A 16,841-nucleotide genomic window follows, 5' to 3' on the forward strand; every position below is an offset into this window, starting at 1 on the left:
GAAGGAGCGCTTCCCATGAAGCATATCATCATCGGCACCGCGGGCCATGTGGACCACGGAAAGACCTGCCTCACCCGCGCCCTCACCGGCGTGGACACCGACCGGCTCAAGGAAGAGCAGAAGCGGGGCATCACCATCGAGATCGGCTTCGCCCAGCTGACCCTCCCCAACGGACAGACCGCCAGCATCATCGACGTGCCCGGCCATGAGAAGTTCATCCGCAATATGCTGGTGGGCGCCGCCGGCATGGACGTGGTCCTCATGGTCATCGCCGCCGACGAGGGCTTCATGCCCCAGACCCGGGAGCATCTGGGCATCCTCTCCCTGCTTGGGGTGCAGAACGGCATCCTGGTCATCACCAAGGCCGACATGGTGGACGAGGAGTGGCTGGAGGCCATCGAGGAGGAGGCCCGGGAGGACGTGAAGGGCACCTTCCTCCAGGACGCCCCGATCGTGGCCGTGTCCTCCTACACCGGCCAGGGCATCGAGGAGCTCAAGCAGCTCATCGTCAAGCTGGTGGAGGGCGCGGAACAGCGGAACCAGGACCGGCCCTTCCGCCTGCCCGTGGACCGGGTGTTCTCGGTGGACGGCTTCGGCACCGTGGTCACCGGCACCCTGATCGAGGGCTCCATGGAGCTGGGGGAGGAGGTCTGCCTCTATCCCAACGGGAAGAAGGCCCGGATCCGGGGCCTCCAGAACCACGACACCCCCGAGGAGCGCGCCAGCGCCGGCATGCGGGTGGCCGTGAACCTGTCCGGCATCGACAAGGCCGACGTGAAGCGGGGCGACACCGTGGCCAAGCCCGGCTCTATGCTCCTCTCCCGGCAGATGGACGTCCAGCTCACCATGCTCCGGGACGCCCCCTATCCCGTCAAGAACGACTCCCAGCTCCACTTCCACCACGGCAGCCGGGAGCTGGTGTGCAAGTGCGTCCTGCTGGGGAAGGACAAGCTGGAGGCCGGGGAGACCGGCTTCGCCCAGCTCCGGTTCCAGGAGGACGTGGCCGTGAAGAACGGCGACCACTACGTGGTCCGGTTCTTCTCCCCCATGGTGACGGTGGGCGGCGGCATGATCCTCAACGCCGAGCCCGGCCGCCACAAGCGCAGCGATCCCAAGGTGCTGGAGGGTCTGGCCGCCCGGGCCTCCGGCTCCTCCGAGAAGCAGGTGACAGAGGCCCTGAAGCAGGCGGGGTCCGCCATGCCCAAGCACCGGGATCTGGCCAAGGCCGCCGGGCTCACCGAGAGCGAGCTGGACGAGTGTCTGGAGCGCCTGATGGCCGACGGCGAGGTGGTGGAGCTGGGCGGCCGCTACGTCTCCCACGACACCATCGAGGCCCTGTGGGAGAAGGCCGTGAAGCTCCTGGGGGCCTATCATGAGGCCCAGCCCCTCCAGCCCGGCATGAACCGGGGCGAGTTCCGGGGCAAGCTCCTGCCCACCGCCTCCCCGGCGGCGATCGACGCTCTGGTGGACTACTACGCCCAGCACCGGGGCCTGCGGATCGAGGGCCCCACGATCGCCCTGCCCGACTTCCAGGTGGTGTGGAACTCCTTCTACACCGGCCTCAAGGACCGGCTCTTGGACCAGTGGGGCAAGGCCGGTCTGGCCCCGGAGAACGCCGACGACATCCTGGCCGCCTTCGGCAAGAAGGAGGAGGGCGCCCGTCAGGTGGTCCAGCGGCTCCTCTACGACGGCGATCTGGTGGCCCTGAACGGACAGATCCTCCTGCGGAAGGACTTCTACCAGAAGGCGCTGGACGCCCTGTACGGCCTCTTCGCCCAGAAGCCGGAGGTGATCCTGGCCGAGCTCCGGGACGCTCTGGGCATCTCCCGGAAATACGCTCTGGCCCTGCTGGAGCACTGGGACAGCGAGGGAATCACCCGCAAGACCGGCGACGTCCGCACCCTGCTGAAAAAAGTCTGACCGATGCGTCATTTCGGCTCCGGCCGATTGACAAAATCATCGGATCATGCTATGCTCATAGCCGTGAATATCACATTTGCCGATAAAGCACGGCTGTGATATGGGGATAGAAGGGTATCTGGTGAGCCCCGCGGTCTTCAAAACCGTAGAGGGCGGCGATCCCGCCTTGGTGAGTTCGATTCTTACCTGTCCCCGCCAGAACGAACGCCCCGGACTTCTGTGGATACAGAGGTCCGGGGCGTTTTTCATGGATGAGAGGGGACCGCGGGGCCGATCTCCCCGCAGGGTCCTCTCATCTGTGTTCGGTCCGCTTTTGATACATCTTCATCGATTCCGCGACACAGGAGCTTTCGGTGGTGGTCCTGATGTCGAACCCGTAGGCCCGCATGACGGCTCTATCGTTCTGCTGGTGGGCCGCCAGACTGCGATCCGGGTGGAGTTTTCGAGCGTCTAAAATAGCTTGTGCGGTCTGCTCGATCTCTTTCTTTTGTACTTCGGCAGGCATCGGCCGCAGGAAGTTATTGTAAACAATTTTTGTGGAATAGTCATGATCACTTTTTGATCTGCCACATACGACCCGCACCCATGCCATATGCAAGTTCTGCGCCTGTATCAAAAATCTGTTGGAAAAAGCGGGCAAACGCCCGCTTTCAGTCTTGTATTTTGTGAAAAATAGAGGTAGAATAATTTTAGAAACATAAATAGCGGCAGCTTACAGGGTGTTTGCACACCCTGTAAGCCGATGTCGAGCAATTGCGCCACTCAACACCACGGTTTATTCCGCACCGCATCTCCATTATAACGGCAGACTGCGCGTTTTTTAAGAGCAGACCGTCGAAATGAGGGCATTGTGTTTCACTTTGATCGATGGCAGTCAGGCGGTGTTGAGTTATACGCTCAGCACCGCCTTTTTATGTTTCTGGCGGGTCGTTCGTCGGAAATATATGGGCTGACTTTCGCGTTTTGTGTGTTGTGCCGCGAAAGAACGCCCAAAGGAAAGGGAGAGGGAGAAGAGACACAACAGAAAACTTACGAAATGGAGTACGAAACATGAAAAGAATCATTAGTCTTTCCCTTGCGCTGCTTCTCTGCGTGGCCTTGTCCGTGCCGGCCTTTGCCAGTGAACGCGCGGTTCCGTCCGTAGCCGAGGGCTTGGCTCCCGTGCAGATCACGCTGAATCAGGGCGGCGGTTCTTACGATTTTTCCTATGGCGCTAAAGATGCCTTTTTTGTGGAGTCACCGATGCGTGTCGGTATGGATGAAAGCGGTGCCGATGCTTTGGATGGCTATCATGCCGTGAGTGGCAACAGCACATTCACCCTTCGTCACAACGGGAAGGCGGGTGATGGCTCCTTTATCGAAGTTAGCCTTGATAATTATGTAGATGAGGACGGCACAAGGAATCTTTATTATTATGATGGCGGAGCTTATTTGGTCAACGCGGGCTACTTTATTGACCACGCATTGGATCCTGACGTGCCGGAGTTTGGCGGACTTGTAAACCTGACTGCCGGGCAGTCGGTTACATTCAGCGTTCCCTTCGATTCGGATTTGAATGATGGTGATGAGCTGGTTATGTTGCATGTCTCTATCGTATATCCGGAATTGGATTATTCTTATTGGACGAACTGCTGGCTCAAGCTGGATGAGAAGAACGCCGCTATAAAGCCGCAGCCCACTGCGCCTACCACCCCCACCGCCTATGCTTCTACCCAAAATGTTCTGGTGAACGGCAAGAGTGTGGAGTTCCAGTGCTATGCGCTGAAGGACAAGAACGGCAACGACACCAACTACATCAAGCTGCGTGATGTGGCAAATGTTCTCAACGGTACTTCCGTGCAGTTCCAAGTAGGCTGGGACGGCGCGGTGAACATCGAAACCGGCAAGAGCTACACCTCCACCGGCTCTGAGATGTCCACGCCCTTCTCCGGCGACCGGGCTTATGAGACTGCCACCGCAGAGACCCGCATCAACGGCACGGCGGCTGACCTCTCCGCCATTGTCCTGACGGATGACTCCGGAAATGGCTACACCTACTACAAGCTCCGCGACCTGGGATCTGCCCTGGGCTTCAAGGTCGATTGGGCTGCCGAGAAAGGTATTTTCATTGAAACGGCCTGAATAAAACTACATAGCGGAAACGAAAAAGGACCCACCTCTATTTTTCGAGGTGGGTCCTTTTTCGCAAATACGATCTCGCTTAACTGAAGGATGCCCCCGGCCGAATGGCCGGAGGCATCTCACATCCGCTCGACTTGGGCCTCACTGCTCCACGATCTCCCCCTGAGTGGAGATCGTGACCACCTGCCAGGGGACGAGCTTGCCGCTGGCCCGGAGGGCGTTCTTCACCGCCATCTCGATGCCCCCACAGCAGGGCACCTCCATCCGCGCCACGGTGACGCTCCGGATGTCGTTCCGGGCCAGGATCTCGGTGAGCTTCTCCGCGTAGTCCACGCTGTCCAGCTTGGGACAGCCGATCAGGCAGATCTTGCCCCGCAGCAAGTCCTGATGGAAGCTCGCGTAGGCGTAGGCGGTGCAGTCCGCCGCCACCAGCAGTCCGGCCCCGTCGAAATAGGGGGCCTGAGTGGGCGCCAGTTTGATCTGGACGGGCCACTGCATGAGCTGGCTCTCGCTCCGGGCCGCCGGGGCCGCGGGCGCGGTATTCTCCCGCCGGAGGGTCCGGGCGGCGCTCCCGGGACAGCCGGCGAACTTGGGCGCGGCGCTCCCCTGAGGTCTGAGCTTCGCGATGAGGGCCTTGTTGGCCTCCACGGCGGCGGCATCATAGGCGGCGGCCTCCCGCTCCACGAAATGGATCGCGTCGGCGGGACAGGCGGGCAGGCAGTCGCCCAGACCGTCGCAGTAGTCGTCCCGCAGGAGCCTGGCCTTGCCGTCCACCATGCCGATGGCCCCCTCGTGGCAGGCCCGGGCGCAGGCCCCGCAGCCGTTGCATTTCTCCTCGTCGATGTGGATGATCTTACGGATCATGGTGTCGTCCTCCTTGTATCTCCAGACGGCCGGAGCCGTTTCCTCTTGACTTTCCGGGGATATCATACTATGTTGGGGAGAGAACGTCAGTTGGAAAACCAACGGAAGGGGAGACGATCATGGAAAAAACGCTGGAGCCGGTGCTCCTGTCCTGCCCCCTGTTCCGGGGGATCCGGGCGGAGGAGCTGGGGACCATGCTGGACTGCCTCGGGGCGGTGTCCGTCCGGTATCGGAAGGGCCAGACCATCTGGCAGGAGGGCCGGGCCGTCCATCAGGTGGGCGTGATCTGCTCCGGCCGGGTGCTGATCCTGCGGGAGGACTTCTGGGGGGACCGGAGCATCCAGGGCCAGGCCGGACCGGGGGACCTGTTCGGGGAGGCCTATGCCTGCGGGGACGAGCCTCTGGGGGTGACGGTCCAGGCGGCGGAGGACAGCCAGATCCTCTTTCTGGACACGGAGCGGGTGCTGGGGACCTGCTCCTCCGCCTGCCCCTTCCACCTGCGGCTGGTGCGGGATCTGGTGGACGTGCTGGCCGCCAAGGACCGGATGCTCAGCCGGAAGATCGACCACCTGTCCCAGCGTGGCATCCGGCGGAAGGTCCTCTCCTACCTGTCCTGGCAGGCCCGGCAGGTCGGGGACAGCCGCTTCACCATCCCCTTCGACCGGCAGGGGATGGCGGACTACCTGTCCGTGGACCGGAGCGCCCTCTCGCAGGAGCTGAGCCGCATGAAGCGGGAGGGCCTGCTGGACTTTTATAAAAACCAGTTCCAGCTCAAGGGGAACGGGGCTTGAAGCTTCCACAAAAAGTCCCGCCCCTGTGGAAAACTCCACAGGGGCGGGACTCAGCGTGTCGAACGGGTCCGACACGCTTCTCAGAAATGGCAGGGCCATTTCTTCGAGGGGATGCAGGCCGCCGCGCGCACTCGCTGTGCTCACACACTTGCGGCCTGAGAAGTGTTTTTTCCGAGGCGCATGTCCTCGGAAAAAACGTCTCTTATCTGGTTCCATCGCCCGCGGGCGACGGAACTCTGCGAGGCTTTTGCATCTCCCGGCGAAAAAATGACCGGATGACAGACTAAGTCCCGCCCCTGTGGAAAACTCCACAGGGGCGGGACTGGCTCATGCTACCGCTTCGTTCGGACGTTCCGGTCACTCGATGGCGATCTTGTTCTCCTTCTTGGCCGCTTCGCCGTCGGACTTGGGGATGCTGACGGTCAGGACACCGTCCTCATACTTGGCCTTCACGTCCTCCTCCTTCACGCTGCCCACGTGGAAGGTGCGGGAGCAGGCGCCGGTGTAGCACTCCTGATGCAGGTAGCGGCCCTCGCCGGACTGGTCCAGACGGTGCAGGCCCTTGGCGGCGCTGACGGTCAGGTAGCCGTCCTGCAGCTCCAGGTCGATCTGGTCCTTCTTACAGCCGGGCAGGTCGATGCACAGCTCATAACGATCGGAGAACTCCTTCACGTCCGCCCGCATCAGGCCCTTGGCATGCTTGCCATACAGGGGGTTCAGTCCACCGAAAAAGTTGCGCTCGAAGGAATCGTCGAGCAGATCACCGAACACGTTACGATCAAAGATACTGGGCACCATAAGTCATTCCTCCATTCAGTATCTGGTAAAAACAGTCTCACCGGGGGGACCTCTTTTCGGCCCCCTCCTCGGTACGCCCATAGGATAGTCCTCCCGATCAGCACTGTCAATAGGAGAGTGCTAATGTTCACAGAACATCTAAACTTCGTTCACGGAACATGCGATCTTCGCGACCGCGAGGCCTATCCTGGCCCAAAGCAGGGCTGTCCCCGCTCAAAATAGTCCGCCCCGGACACAGAGGAGAGAACTCTGCGTCCGGGGCGGACGTGTCTGGTCCTGTCAGGCCAGCATATGGGAAGGTATCAGCCGAAAAGCGTCACGAGTCCGGTGGTCAGCGGCGGCACGAAGGTGAGCAGGAGCAGCTCCACGATCAGCACCGTGAAGAACGGGACGCTCTCCTTGATGAAGTCCTTCAGCTTACATCCCGTCTCGTTGCACACCACGAACATCAGGGTGCCCATCGGCGGCGTTATACAGCCGATGGAGACGTTGAAGATGATGACCATGAGGATCTGGACCTCGTTGATGCCGTACTGCATGGCGATGGGGAAGAGCAGGGGCACCAGGATGATTATGATCGCGTTGCCCTCCAGGAACATGCCGCAGATCAGCAGGAACACGTTCATCAGCAGGAGGAAGATGTACTTGTTGGGGCTGATCTGGAGCATCAGGTCCGTCAGGGTCTGGGGGATCCGCTCCTTGGTCAGGACCCAGCTCAGGGCGGAGGCCGCGCCGATGATCAGCATGATGCCGGCGGTGGAGAGCGCCGTCTCCTTGAGGCCGGCCAGGATCTTTTTCCCGTCCAGCTCATGATAGAGCAGGCCCAGGAACACGGAATAGACCACGGCGACCGCGCCAGCCTCGGTGGCCGTGAACGCGCCGACGCGCACGCCGCCGATGATGATGGGCAGGCACATGGGCAGGATGGCCGCCTTGATGATGGAGGCCGCCTCGCCCTCGGGGAGCTTCTCGCCCTTGGCGCGGGTGGGCTTATAGCCCCGCTTGTGGGAGATGACGGATCATCAAATTTTTTTCGTTCAAATCTAGATGATATGACCAGACCAAAGGAGCTGACAAGTCAGGACAGCTCCCTCTGGGCCAATGTCCTGTTTTTCGGACACAACAGCGCGTCCGGCCATTTTTGCTCCGCTCCCTCTTGCAAAACTCGAACATTTGTTGTATCATTCAATCGAACAAAAGTTCTTCTTCCGATCATGAAACGGAACGGGCCTTTCCAACGTCTAAAGCAATAGAGAGGTCCCTGCCAGTTCGACATAAGGGAGGGTCTGTTATGGAGACCACGTATCTCACCATCACCGGGCATCATATGACCGTGTTCCGCTCCATGGAGGGGGAGGAGGCCAGCGGCGGCAGCCGGGTCTGCTTCACCAGGCTGCCCCGGGCGCGGGTCCCCCAAATCGTCCCGCCGGCTGGGAAGATCGTAGACTTCACCGCCTATCTGGACCGGACAGACACGGAAGAAGAGACTGCCGCTCCGGAAGCCGTCCGTGAGGCGGGGCCTGTCCTGTCCAGGCGGGAGCGCTGGGGGCTGATCCTGGACCTGCTGGCCACGGCAGCGATCATCGGCATGACCGCGGGGGCCGCGATCGGCTTCCTCGGCTGGATCGGATGAAATGATATTGGATGATGATAGAGCGGGAGCCGTCCTGATGGCAGGACGGCTCCCGTCAGCGTGTCGAAAAAGTTCGACACGCTTCTCAGAAATGCCAGTTCGTTCTTTGTGAAGAACGAACTGGCATTTCTTCGAGGGAGATGCAGACCGCCACGCGCACTCGCTGCGCTCGCACACTTGCGGCCTGAGAAGAGTTTTTTCTGAGGCGCATGTCCCCAGAAAAAACGCCTTGTATCTTATTCCGTCACCTGCGGGTGACGGAACTCTGCGAGGCTCTTGCATCGTTCCCCGTGAGAGATCACTTTTTTGACAGACTGGCGGGAGCCGTCCTGATGGCAGGACGGCTCCCGTTTCGTTCATCCCGCCTTTTGCTTCTGGTGGCGGTATTTCTCCCGGGTGGCCATACCGCCCCGGATATGTCGTTCAGCCTTGTTCTCCTCCAGGACCTGTTTCACCCGCCGGTACAAAGGCTGGTCGAACCGCGGCAGGCGCTCGCTCAGGTCTTTGTGGACGGTAGACTTGCTGACGCCGAACTTCCCTGCGGCGGCCCGGACCGTGGCCTTGTGCTCGATGATGTACAGGGCCAGCTCCACGGCCCGCTCCTCCATGTTTCCCTTCACGATATGACCACACTCCCCGCTCATGTCTACGCTGGGACTATATGTCAGGGGAGTGGAGATCATGCGGGGGAGGCGAACGAGGATATAAGGCTATTTAGGAAGTCTTTAGGTCTCTCTATGATTAAAAGAATATCCTTCTTTTATTTTTCCTAAAATCGCATTTCCGCTGTCTGCCCACATACTCCCAAGTCTGTTTTTGATGTTTGCTACAAAAATCACTAAACTTATCCATCCGTTATTGACTTTATGTCCGACATGGCACTATACTTTTGACAACGAAGTTGCGGAATGGGCCGCATCCATCGGAAATTAAGGAAATCAAGAACTTCCAAGATAGGAGGGATAGTTGCCTTTGCCGAGCAGATCGGCAGATCGTCAGAGCAAGACCGGCAATCGATTCAAATTGAAGGAGGATCCTTTATCATGAAAACCAAGAAAATGCTTTCTCTGGCACTCACCGGTGTTCTGTCCATGTCTCTTCTCGCTGGTTGCGGCGGTTCCAGCTCCGGCTCCGCTCAGACTTCCGCGCCTGCCCCCTCTTCTTCCGGCGGCTCCGATGGTGAGCCCGTCAAGGTCGCCATGCTCCTGACCGGCTATATCAACGACGCCGGCTGGAACCAGTCCGCTTACGAGGGCCTTCAGATGGCTGAGGAGGAGTTCGGTATCGAGGGCGCCTACACCGAGGCTGTCCCCCAGCCCGATTTCGAGACCGTCCTCCGGGATTATGCCGATCAGGGCTATGACCTGATCATCGCCGTTGGCAATGAGCTCTCCGATGCCACCCTGGCCGTGGCGGGCTCCTTCCCCGACACTACCTTCGCCATCATGAACGGCAACTCCGCTCAGGCCCCCAATGTGGGCGCTTACCGCTTCAACACCCCCCAGAGCGGCTTCCTGGCCGGCGCCATCGCCGCCATGTATTCTACCGATGGCACCGTCGGCATGATCGGCGGCACCACCGCCCCTCACATCAAGGACTGTGTGGATGCCTTCGCGGAAGGCGCCAAGTACATCGATCCTGACATCACCGCTCTCACCGGCTACACCGACTCCATGACCGACGTGGCCAAGGGCAAGGAGATGGGCATGGCCTTCATCGAGCAGGGCGCCGACGTCCTTTGCGCCAACGCCAACTCCTGCTCTCTGGGCGTGATCGACGCCGCTAAGGAGAAGGGCATCCGCCATATCGGCTACATCAGCGATCAGTATGACGTGGCGCCTGACACCGTCATGGTCTCCGTGGTCCAGAGCAACCAGTTCATGATCCGTGCCATCGTGGAGTCCGTCATCAACGGCGAATTCACCCCGGAGCTCCATCTGTTCGGCATGAGCGAGGGCGCTCTGTATCTGAGCGACTATCACGGCCATGACGACCAGCTCACCGATGAGCAGAAAGCCAAGATCGACGAGATCATCGAGGGCATCAAGGACGGTTCCCTGCGGGAGGCCGGTATCCTGCCCAAGTCCACCTTCGAGCAGTAAGTTCCCAGAGGACGCATGCAGATATTCGCCCCCGGCGGGACATTCCGTCGGGGGCGTCGCGTAAACAGCGAACATGAGCAGGAGGGAAATGAGCATGGGAGAGAAGCTCCTGGAAATGCGGCACGTCACCAAGCGTTTCGGCAAGCTGATAGCCAACCGGAACGTCGATCTCGATCTGGAACGGGGAGAGGTCCACGCGCTCCTGGGGGAGAACGGAGCGGGCAAGACCACCCTGATGAACTGTCTCTATGGCATCTATGCCCCGGAGGAGGGGGAGATCCTCCTCAACGGCGAGCCTTTGAAGCTCTCCGGCCCCAAGGACGCCATCGCCCACAACATCGGCATGGTCCACCAGCACTTCATGCTGGTACCGCCCCTGACCGTGCTCCAGAACATCGTTCTGGGGCAAGAGTGCAAGATCACGCCCATGGATCTGAGCAAGGCCCGGACGAAGGTGGAGGACCTCTGTGAGCGCTATCACCTCCAGCTGGACCTCGATGAGAAGGTCGCCGACCTTTCTGTTGGCGCTCAGCAGCGTGTGGAGCTGATCAAAGCCCTGTACCGGGGCGCGGATATCCTGATCCTGGACGAGCCCACCGCCGTCCTTACCCCGCCGGAGGTAGAAGGCCTTTTCGATATCCTTCACCAGTTCGTGGCTCAGGGCAAGTCGATCATCATCATCTCCCATAAGCTGTGGGAGGTCAAGCGGATCTCCGACCGGGTCACCGTCCTCCGCAGCGGCGAGGCGGTATCCACTGTGTTCACTAAGGACGTGGAGCAGGAGGACCTGGCCGCCATGATGGTGGGCAAGCGTGTCACACTGGAATACGATAAGGCCCCTGTCACCAGCCAGAAGGACATCCTGGAGCTGAAGGACGTCTCTGCCAAGAGCGGGCAGAACGCCTCCTCTCTCAAGAACGTCTCCCTCCATATCCGAGAAGGGGAAGTGCTGGGCGTGGCCGGTGTGGATGGCAACGGGCAGCTGGAGCTCTCCGAGGTCATCATGGGTCTGCGGCCCATCCAGTCCGGCTCCGTCCGCTACCGCGGGGAGGACATCACTCAGGTCTCTACCCGGAGGCGCATCGAGTCCGGCTTCGCCCATATCCCCGAAGAGCGGATGACGCAGGGCCTGGTCATGAACTTCACACTCAGCGAGAACATGATCCTCAACTGCTATGACAAGCCTCCCTTTACCGTCCACCATCTCTTCGACAGCAAAAAGATGAAGGCCAATGGTGAGAAACTGGTGGAGGATTATGATGTGCGGCCCCGGACCCCAGAGGCCCTGGCCCGGTCTCTCTCCGGCGGCAATCAGCAGAAGGTCATCATCGCCCGGGAGTTCTCGCAGGATCCCCAGCTGGTAGTGGCGGTCCAGCCCACCCGCGGTCTGGACATCGGCGCCAGCGATTTCGTCCATCAGAAGCTGTTGGGCCAGAAAGCCAAGGGGGCCGGCGTCCTGCTGATCTCCGCGGACCTGGACGAGGTGCTGGCAGTCTCGGACCGGGTGATCGTCATCAACGAGGGCGAGATCATGGGCGAGTTCGTGCCCGGTGAGATCGACTACGCCGAGATCGGTCTCATGATGGGCGGTACCCGGCGGACAGTCAAGAAGGAGGGTGAGCTGGCGTGATCCAAATGAACATCGGCGGCGCACAGGTGCAGGTGACACGCAAGAAGCGCACCGAGAGCCCGCTGTTCCAAAAGGTCCTGGGCCTGGGACTGGCCCTGCTCCTGGTCATCCTGGTGACAGGGATCATCATCGCCCTGTCCGGAAAGTCCCCTCTGGTGGCTGGGCAGTGCATGATCCGAGGCGCCTTCGGCACCAAGAACAGCGTAGCCGAGACCCTGATCAAATCCGTTCCCCTTCTCCTCTCCGCCCTGGGTCTGACCATCTGCTACCGCACTGGCCTGACCTCCGTCGGCTCTGAAGGACAGATCATCATCGGCGGTCTGATGGCCACCATCGTGGGCGTGAAGCTGGCGGCCCTGCCCAGTATCGCCCTGATCCCGCTGGGCATGATCGTCGGCGCGATCGGCGGCGGCCTGTGGGCCAGCATCGCCGGCCTGCTCAAGGCCAAGCTGGGCGTCTCTGAGGTCATCAACACCATCATGCTGAACTATGTGGCCACCTATCTGGTGGGCTACCTGGTCGACGGCCCCCTCCAGGAGGCGGCTGGCTTCTATCCCCAATCCGATATGCTGGGCCAGAACGCCTGGCTCCCCACGATCCTCTCCGGTACCCGGATGCACATCGGCGTGATCATCGCGGCGGTCTCCGTGGTCCTGGTCTGGTTCCTGTTGTGGAAGCTCCCCTTGGGCTATCAGATGCGGGCGGCGGGCAGCAATCCCATCGCCGCCCGGACCAACGGCATCAATGTGGCCAAGAACATGGTGCTGGCCATGTTCCTCTCCGGCGCATTCGCCGGTCTGGCCGGTTCCATCGAGATCATGGGCCTGCATCACCGGCTCATGAACGGCTTCAGCTCCAGCTATGGCTTCGACTCCATGGCCGTGGCCCTGCTGGGCGGTCTGCATCCTGTGGGCGTGACGATTGCGGCTCTTTTCTTCGGCGCTCTGCGCACCGGAGCCAACACCATGCAGCGTACCCTGCAGGTCCCTGTATCGCTCGTCAACGTGATCCAGGGTCTGGTGATCCTCTTCGTGCTCACCCAGGCTCTGCTCAGCCGCTTCACTATCCGCGTCATCCAGCGGTACGCCGGGAAGAAGGAGGAAGATCATCATGCTTGATATCATCACCGGCTTTCTGGAGGCTACGCTCCGTATGGCCTGCCCCATCATGCTGGCCAGCTTGGGCGCGCTCTTCACCGCCCGCAGCGGCATCATCAACTTCGCCATGGAAGGCATCATGATCACCGGCGCCTTCTTCGGCGTATACGGCTCTTACCTCACCGGAAGCCCCTGGCTCGGCGCTCTGCTTGGCATGGCAGGCGGCCTGGCCGCTTCTCTGATCCTTGGCATCATGAGCATCACCGTCAAGGTGGACCAGGTGGTGGCCGGCACTGGCGTCAACGTGCTCTTTCTTGGCTTGACCAGCTATTTCTGCACGGTGCTCTATCCCAACGGCCAGCCCTCCTCTGTGAACGCGTTCCAGAGCGTCGTGGTCCCCGGCCTGTCTTCCATCCCCGTGATCGGCGTGTTCTTCCGCCAGAACCTGCTGACCTATATCACCTTCCTGCTGGTCCCTGTGATCTGGTACCTGCTGAACAAGACCACCTTCGGCCTGTGCCTCCGGTCCGTAGGCGAGCAGCCTCACGCCGCTGACTCCCTGGGCATCCACGTGGACCGGATGCGCTACATCGCCATCATCCTGGCCGGCCTGCTGGGTGGTCTGGGCGGCGCGGCCCTCTCTCTGGGGCAGGTCTCCTGCTTCATCGAGAACATGACCTCCGGCCGCGGCTATGTGGCTTGGTCCGCTGTCACCGTTGGCAAGTACAGCCCCATCGGCATCATGGGTGCCTCGATCCTCTTCGGCGGTGCCGAAGCCGTCCAGCTCCGGCTCCAGGCCATGGGCATCGAGATCCCCCAGCAGTTCTTCCAGATGCTGCCCTATGTGCTGACCATGGTCGTGCTGGCCGGCGTAGTCGGCAGGACGGTCGGCCCCAAGGCCATCGGCAAGCCCTTCGTGAAGGGAGAACGCTGATATGGCCTTCGATGCGGAGTTCCTCCGTTTCCCCGTCGTCTATCCCCAGCCGGAACTGCTGGCCGCTCTGACGGCTGACAGCCCCATGACTACCCCGGACAAAGTCCGGGCCGTCATGGGAGAGCTGGTGTTCCCAGCACCTCCGGCGGACCGCCCCTATCTTTATGGCTGTATGGTCCTCTCCTTCGATGGGAAGATGGGCTTCCCCGACGATCCGGAGGGCACCCTCATCTCCAAAGAGAACCGGCTGGACCCGGTGGGGGGCAAGACCGATTTTTGGATCATGAACGTCTGCCGGGCCTATGCCGACGGCGTCATCATGGGAGCCGGCACGCTCAAAGCCCGCATGAACAAGATGTGGTACGCCGAGATATCCGACCCGGATCTGGCCGCCGCCCGGCCCTCTCTGGGCCGGAAGGGCCGTGGACCTCTGGGGCTGGTGGTCTCGGCAGACGGCTTGGACGTGCCTCTGGAGCACCCCATGTTCACCCGGGACGAACTGCCCGTGATCCTCACCTCCAAGGCGGGGGCCCGCCGGATCATAGATCGATGGGCCCATCCTGCCGAGCTGGTGGAGGCCCCCCGGGATCTGCGTCCCGGTACGGACCGGCTCCAGATCCTGGCGGCCGGGGCAGATCTGCCGGATACGGCGGGCCTGATGGCCCTGTTGAAAGCCTGTGGGCTGGATTATGTATCCGTAGAGGCCCCCGGCTATATCTGGCACCTGATCGGCGCCGGACTGCTGGACGAATACCTGCTCAACTACTCCGGCGTCATGGCCGGAGGGACAACTGCTCTCGGCGTCCACAGCGGCTTTACCGTAGAGCGGCATCCCCATGCAGCCCTGCTCAGCGTCGGCTGGCACGATGGTTTCATCTATACGCGCCAAAAATTGTATTACGATAAATAAAAAGGATAAGGAGCAAGCGGCATATGATCAAGATCGTTGGACTGTGCGGCAGCCCTCTGAAGGGCTCTACCGAATATGTACTGGAGCAGGCTCTCGCCGCCGCCAAGGCATTCGCCCCGGATGAGATCGAGACCGAGCTGATCTCTGTCCATGGCAAGAAGATCTCCCCCTGCGTCGGTTGTGGCTACTGCAAGAAGAACAAGACTTGGTGCTGCATCAAGGACGATATGCAGGAGATCTTCGACAAGATCGCCCACGCAGACGGCCTTCTGGTGGCCTCTCCGGTCTATGTGATGACTGCCACCCCCCAGATCCACGCCATTGCCTCCCGGATGCGTCCAGCCATGCACTGCTATCCCGGGATGCTCCGCAACAAGTTCTTCGCCGCTATCGCTGTGGGCGGCACCCGCAACGGCGGGCAGGAGGTCACGATCGACGACATCTGTCATCTCTTCGCTACCCGTTCCATGAACATGGTCAGCAATGAAGTCGGCGGCTACACCGGTGCCAAAGTCTGGACCGCTGATGGAGGGCCGGAGGCCGCCGCCGCCGATACGATCGGTATGAAGACCGCGCTGGATCTGGGCGGCAAGCTGGCCGAGGTCTGCCTCACCTATGACCTTGGCAAAAAAGCCCTCGCCCAGCGGGAGCCGGCGCGATGAAGACCGCCTACCTCCACGTCCACATCGTCACGGTAGATGCCGACGACCGGGAATTCCCCGACGGCGGCCTGCTCTATGAGGACGGTAGGATCCTGGCCGTGGGAGAGAGCGCCGATATCGAGACGCTGGCCCAGGCTCAGGGCGCGGACTGCCGGGACGGGCAGGGGAAATTCCTCTTCCCCGGACTGGTCAACACCCATACCCACCTCTATCAGGAGCTGACCAAAGGCTTGGGCAGCGACCTGAGCTTGGAGGAATGGTTCCCCACCGCCATGGCCCCTGTGGGGGCTGCCCTCCGGCCCCGGCACATGGAGGCCGGCGTGGCTCTGGGCCTGGTGGAAGCCATCCGCAGCGGCGTCACCACCGTGGCCGACTATATGCAGCATCAGCCCGTGCCCGGGCTGGGCCGGGTGGAGCTGGACATCGCCGCTCAGATGGGCGTGCGCATGGTCTATGGCCGCGGCTACCGGGACATCGGCCGCAGGGAGGTCATCGAGGGCCCCGATCAGATCTTCGCCGATGTGGAGGACCTGAAGTCCCGCTATGAAGTCCCCGGCGGTATGGTGACCGTGTGGCTGGCCCCGGCGGCCAGCTGGGGCGTCACCGAGGACCTCCTGCGGGAGACCCGCCGCTATGCAGACGCCACCCACACTCCCATCATGATGCACCTCTTCGAGACCGGCTCCGATGAGTCCGGGAGCCAGAAGCGCTTCGGCAAGCCCGCCATCCAGTGGCTGGAGGAGAACCGCTTCCTGGGCCCCGACCTGCTGGCCGTCCACTCGGTGGCTTTGGGGGAGAAGGAGCTGGAGCGCTATGAGGCCAACCAGGTCATGGTGTCCTACGATCCCGTATCCAATATGTACCTAGCCTCCGGCGCGGCCCCCATCCGGGCGCTGAAGGACCGGGGCCTCACCGTCGGTCTCGGCACCGATGGCGCCGGGTCCAACAACAATAACAATATGCTGGAGGCCATGAAGTCCGGCGCGCTCCTCCAGAAAGTCATCGCGCGGGACCCTCAGGCCATGACTGCCCAGGAGATGCTCCGCATGGCCACCATCGACGGCGCCCGGGCTTTGGGCCTGGCCGACACCATCGGCTCCATCGAGCCGGGCAAGGCGGCGGACTTCTTCCTCTTCGATCCCATGGCCAGCGCCGTGGCCTGCCCCGTGTGCGGCTCTGCCGCCGCCGCGCTGGTATACGCCTCCGACTGCCGTGCGGTCGATACCGTAGTCATCGCCGGACGGGCCGTGCTGGAAGGCGGCGTCCTCACCTGCGGAGACGAGAAGGCCATCCTCCGGCGGGCCGCCGATATGGCTGCCGACCTGATGGCCGCCATGCATCCCTGACCCTTCATCCCCCACACACGACACGTCCCCAAG

Annotated in this window: 16 protein-coding genes and 1 tRNA gene; 12 read left to right on the forward strand and 5 right to left on the reverse strand. The window is 61.4% G+C overall.

The features are described from left to right. Positions 1-15: 15 nt before the first annotated feature. On the forward strand, positions 16-1,920 hold the full coding sequence (gene selB, locus KQI12_RS06545; RefSeq protein ID WP_216571865.1) for a selenocysteine-specific translation elongation factor: 1,905 nt from the start codon (positions 16-18) through the stop codon (positions 1,918-1,920). Between the two features lie 102 nt (positions 1,921-2,022). Then, positions 2,023-2,118, forward strand: a tRNA-Sec gene (locus KQI12_RS06550). Between the two features lie 94 nt (positions 2,119-2,212). Here KQI12_RS06550 and KQI12_RS06555 read toward each other — a convergent pair. Beyond that, complete coding sequence (locus KQI12_RS06555) at positions 2,213-2,536, reverse strand: type IIL restriction-modification enzyme MmeI (protein ID WP_216571867.1); 324 nt, start codon at positions 2,534-2,536, stop codon at positions 2,213-2,215. Positions 2,537-2,970: 434 nt separating this feature from the next. Between KQI12_RS06555 and KQI12_RS06560 the strand changes: the two genes are divergently transcribed. Beyond that, the gene (locus tag KQI12_RS06560; RefSeq protein WP_216571868.1) at positions 2,971-4,041 is read left to right on the forward strand and encodes a copper amine oxidase N-terminal domain-containing protein; all 1,071 of its coding nucleotides are present in this window, start codon (positions 2,971-2,973) and stop codon (positions 4,039-4,041) included. Positions 4,042-4,182: 141 nt separating this feature from the next. Here KQI12_RS06560 and KQI12_RS06565 read toward each other — a convergent pair whose 3' ends face one another. Beyond that, entirely contained in the window at positions 4,183-4,905 is a 723-nt protein-coding gene (locus KQI12_RS06565) for a 4Fe-4S binding protein (RefSeq protein WP_216571870.1), read from the reverse strand. Between the two features lie 119 nt (positions 4,906-5,024). On the opposite strand from KQI12_RS06565, the gene KQI12_RS06570 reads away from it, so the two are divergent. Beyond that, complete coding sequence (locus KQI12_RS06570; protein WP_216571873.1) at positions 5,025-5,696, forward strand: Crp/Fnr family transcriptional regulator; 672 nt, start codon at positions 5,025-5,027, stop codon at positions 5,694-5,696. A gap of 357 nt (positions 5,697-6,053) precedes the next feature. Here the strand turns inward: KQI12_RS06570 and KQI12_RS06575 are convergent, their stop codons facing one another. Together KQI12_RS06575 and KQI12_RS06580 are read right to left on the reverse strand one after the other, a co-directional pair. Next, on the reverse strand, positions 6,054-6,494 hold the full coding sequence (locus KQI12_RS06575; protein WP_216571875.1) for an Hsp20/alpha crystallin family protein: 441 nt from the start codon (positions 6,492-6,494) through the stop codon (positions 6,054-6,056). 302 nt (positions 6,495-6,796) lie between these two features. Then, the gene (locus KQI12_RS06580) at positions 6,797-7,507 is read right to left on the reverse strand and encodes a TRAP transporter large permease (protein WP_216572352.1); all 711 of its coding nucleotides are present in this window, start codon (positions 7,505-7,507) and stop codon (positions 6,797-6,799) included. Positions 7,508-7,785: 278 nt separating this feature from the next. Here KQI12_RS06580 and KQI12_RS06585 point away from each other — a divergent pair, with 278 nt between their 5' ends. Next, complete coding sequence (locus KQI12_RS06585) at positions 7,786-8,127, forward strand: hypothetical protein (protein WP_216571876.1); 342 nt, start codon at positions 7,786-7,788, stop codon at positions 8,125-8,127. A gap of 356 nt (positions 8,128-8,483) precedes the next feature. On the opposite strand, the gene spoIIID is transcribed toward KQI12_RS06585, so the two are convergent. Further along, on the reverse strand, positions 8,484-8,747 hold the full coding sequence (gene spoIIID, locus KQI12_RS06590) for a sporulation transcriptional regulator SpoIIID (RefSeq protein ID WP_216571877.1): 264 nt from the start codon (positions 8,745-8,747) through the stop codon (positions 8,484-8,486). 423 nt (positions 8,748-9,170) lie between these two features. On the opposite strand from spoIIID, the gene KQI12_RS06595 reads away from it, so the two are divergent. The 7 genes from KQI12_RS06595 to KQI12_RS06625 all read left to right on the forward strand — a co-directional run bounded on the left by KQI12_RS06595 (position 9,171) and on the right by KQI12_RS06625 (position 16,808). After that, entirely contained in the window at positions 9,171-10,229 is a 1,059-nt protein-coding gene (locus tag KQI12_RS06595) for a BMP family protein (protein ID WP_216571879.1), read from the forward strand. A gap of 94 nt (positions 10,230-10,323) precedes the next feature. Further along, entirely contained in the window at positions 10,324-11,859 is a 1,536-nt protein-coding gene (locus KQI12_RS06600) for an ABC transporter ATP-binding protein (protein ID WP_216571881.1), read from the forward strand. A gap of 5 nt (positions 11,860-11,864) precedes the next feature. Further along, positions 11,865-12,977: an ABC transporter permease gene (locus KQI12_RS06605; RefSeq protein WP_253290900.1), complete on the forward strand. Its 1,113-nt coding sequence runs from the start codon at positions 11,865-11,867 to the stop codon at positions 12,975-12,977. Then, complete coding sequence (locus KQI12_RS06610) at positions 12,970-13,890, forward strand: ABC transporter permease (protein WP_216571885.1); 921 nt, start codon at positions 12,970-12,972, stop codon at positions 13,888-13,890. The genes KQI12_RS06605 and KQI12_RS06610 overlap by 8 nt, the downstream gene beginning before the upstream one ends. Before the next feature lies 1 nt (position 13,891). After that, positions 13,892-14,800 carry a dihydrofolate reductase family protein gene (locus tag KQI12_RS06615; protein ID WP_216571887.1) on the forward strand — a complete coding sequence of 303 codons (909 nt, stop codon included), beginning with the start codon at positions 13,892-13,894 and terminating at the stop codon, positions 14,798-14,800. Positions 14,801-14,823: 23 nt separating this feature from the next. Next, positions 14,824-15,462 carry a flavodoxin family protein gene (locus KQI12_RS06620; protein WP_216571889.1) on the forward strand — a complete coding sequence of 213 codons (639 nt, stop codon included), beginning with the start codon at positions 14,824-14,826 and terminating at the stop codon, positions 15,460-15,462. Further along, the gene (locus KQI12_RS06625; RefSeq protein ID WP_216571891.1) at positions 15,459-16,808 is read left to right on the forward strand and encodes an amidohydrolase family protein; all 1,350 of its coding nucleotides are present in this window, start codon (positions 15,459-15,461) and stop codon (positions 16,806-16,808) included. The genes KQI12_RS06620 and KQI12_RS06625 overlap by 4 nt, the downstream gene beginning before the upstream one ends. Positions 16,809-16,841: the final 33 nt, after the last annotated feature.

The organism is Pseudoflavonifractor sp. MSJ-37 (genome assembly GCF_018917965.1).
Classification (GTDB): domain Bacteria; phylum Bacillota; class Clostridia; order Oscillospirales; family Oscillospiraceae; genus Pseudoflavonifractor_A.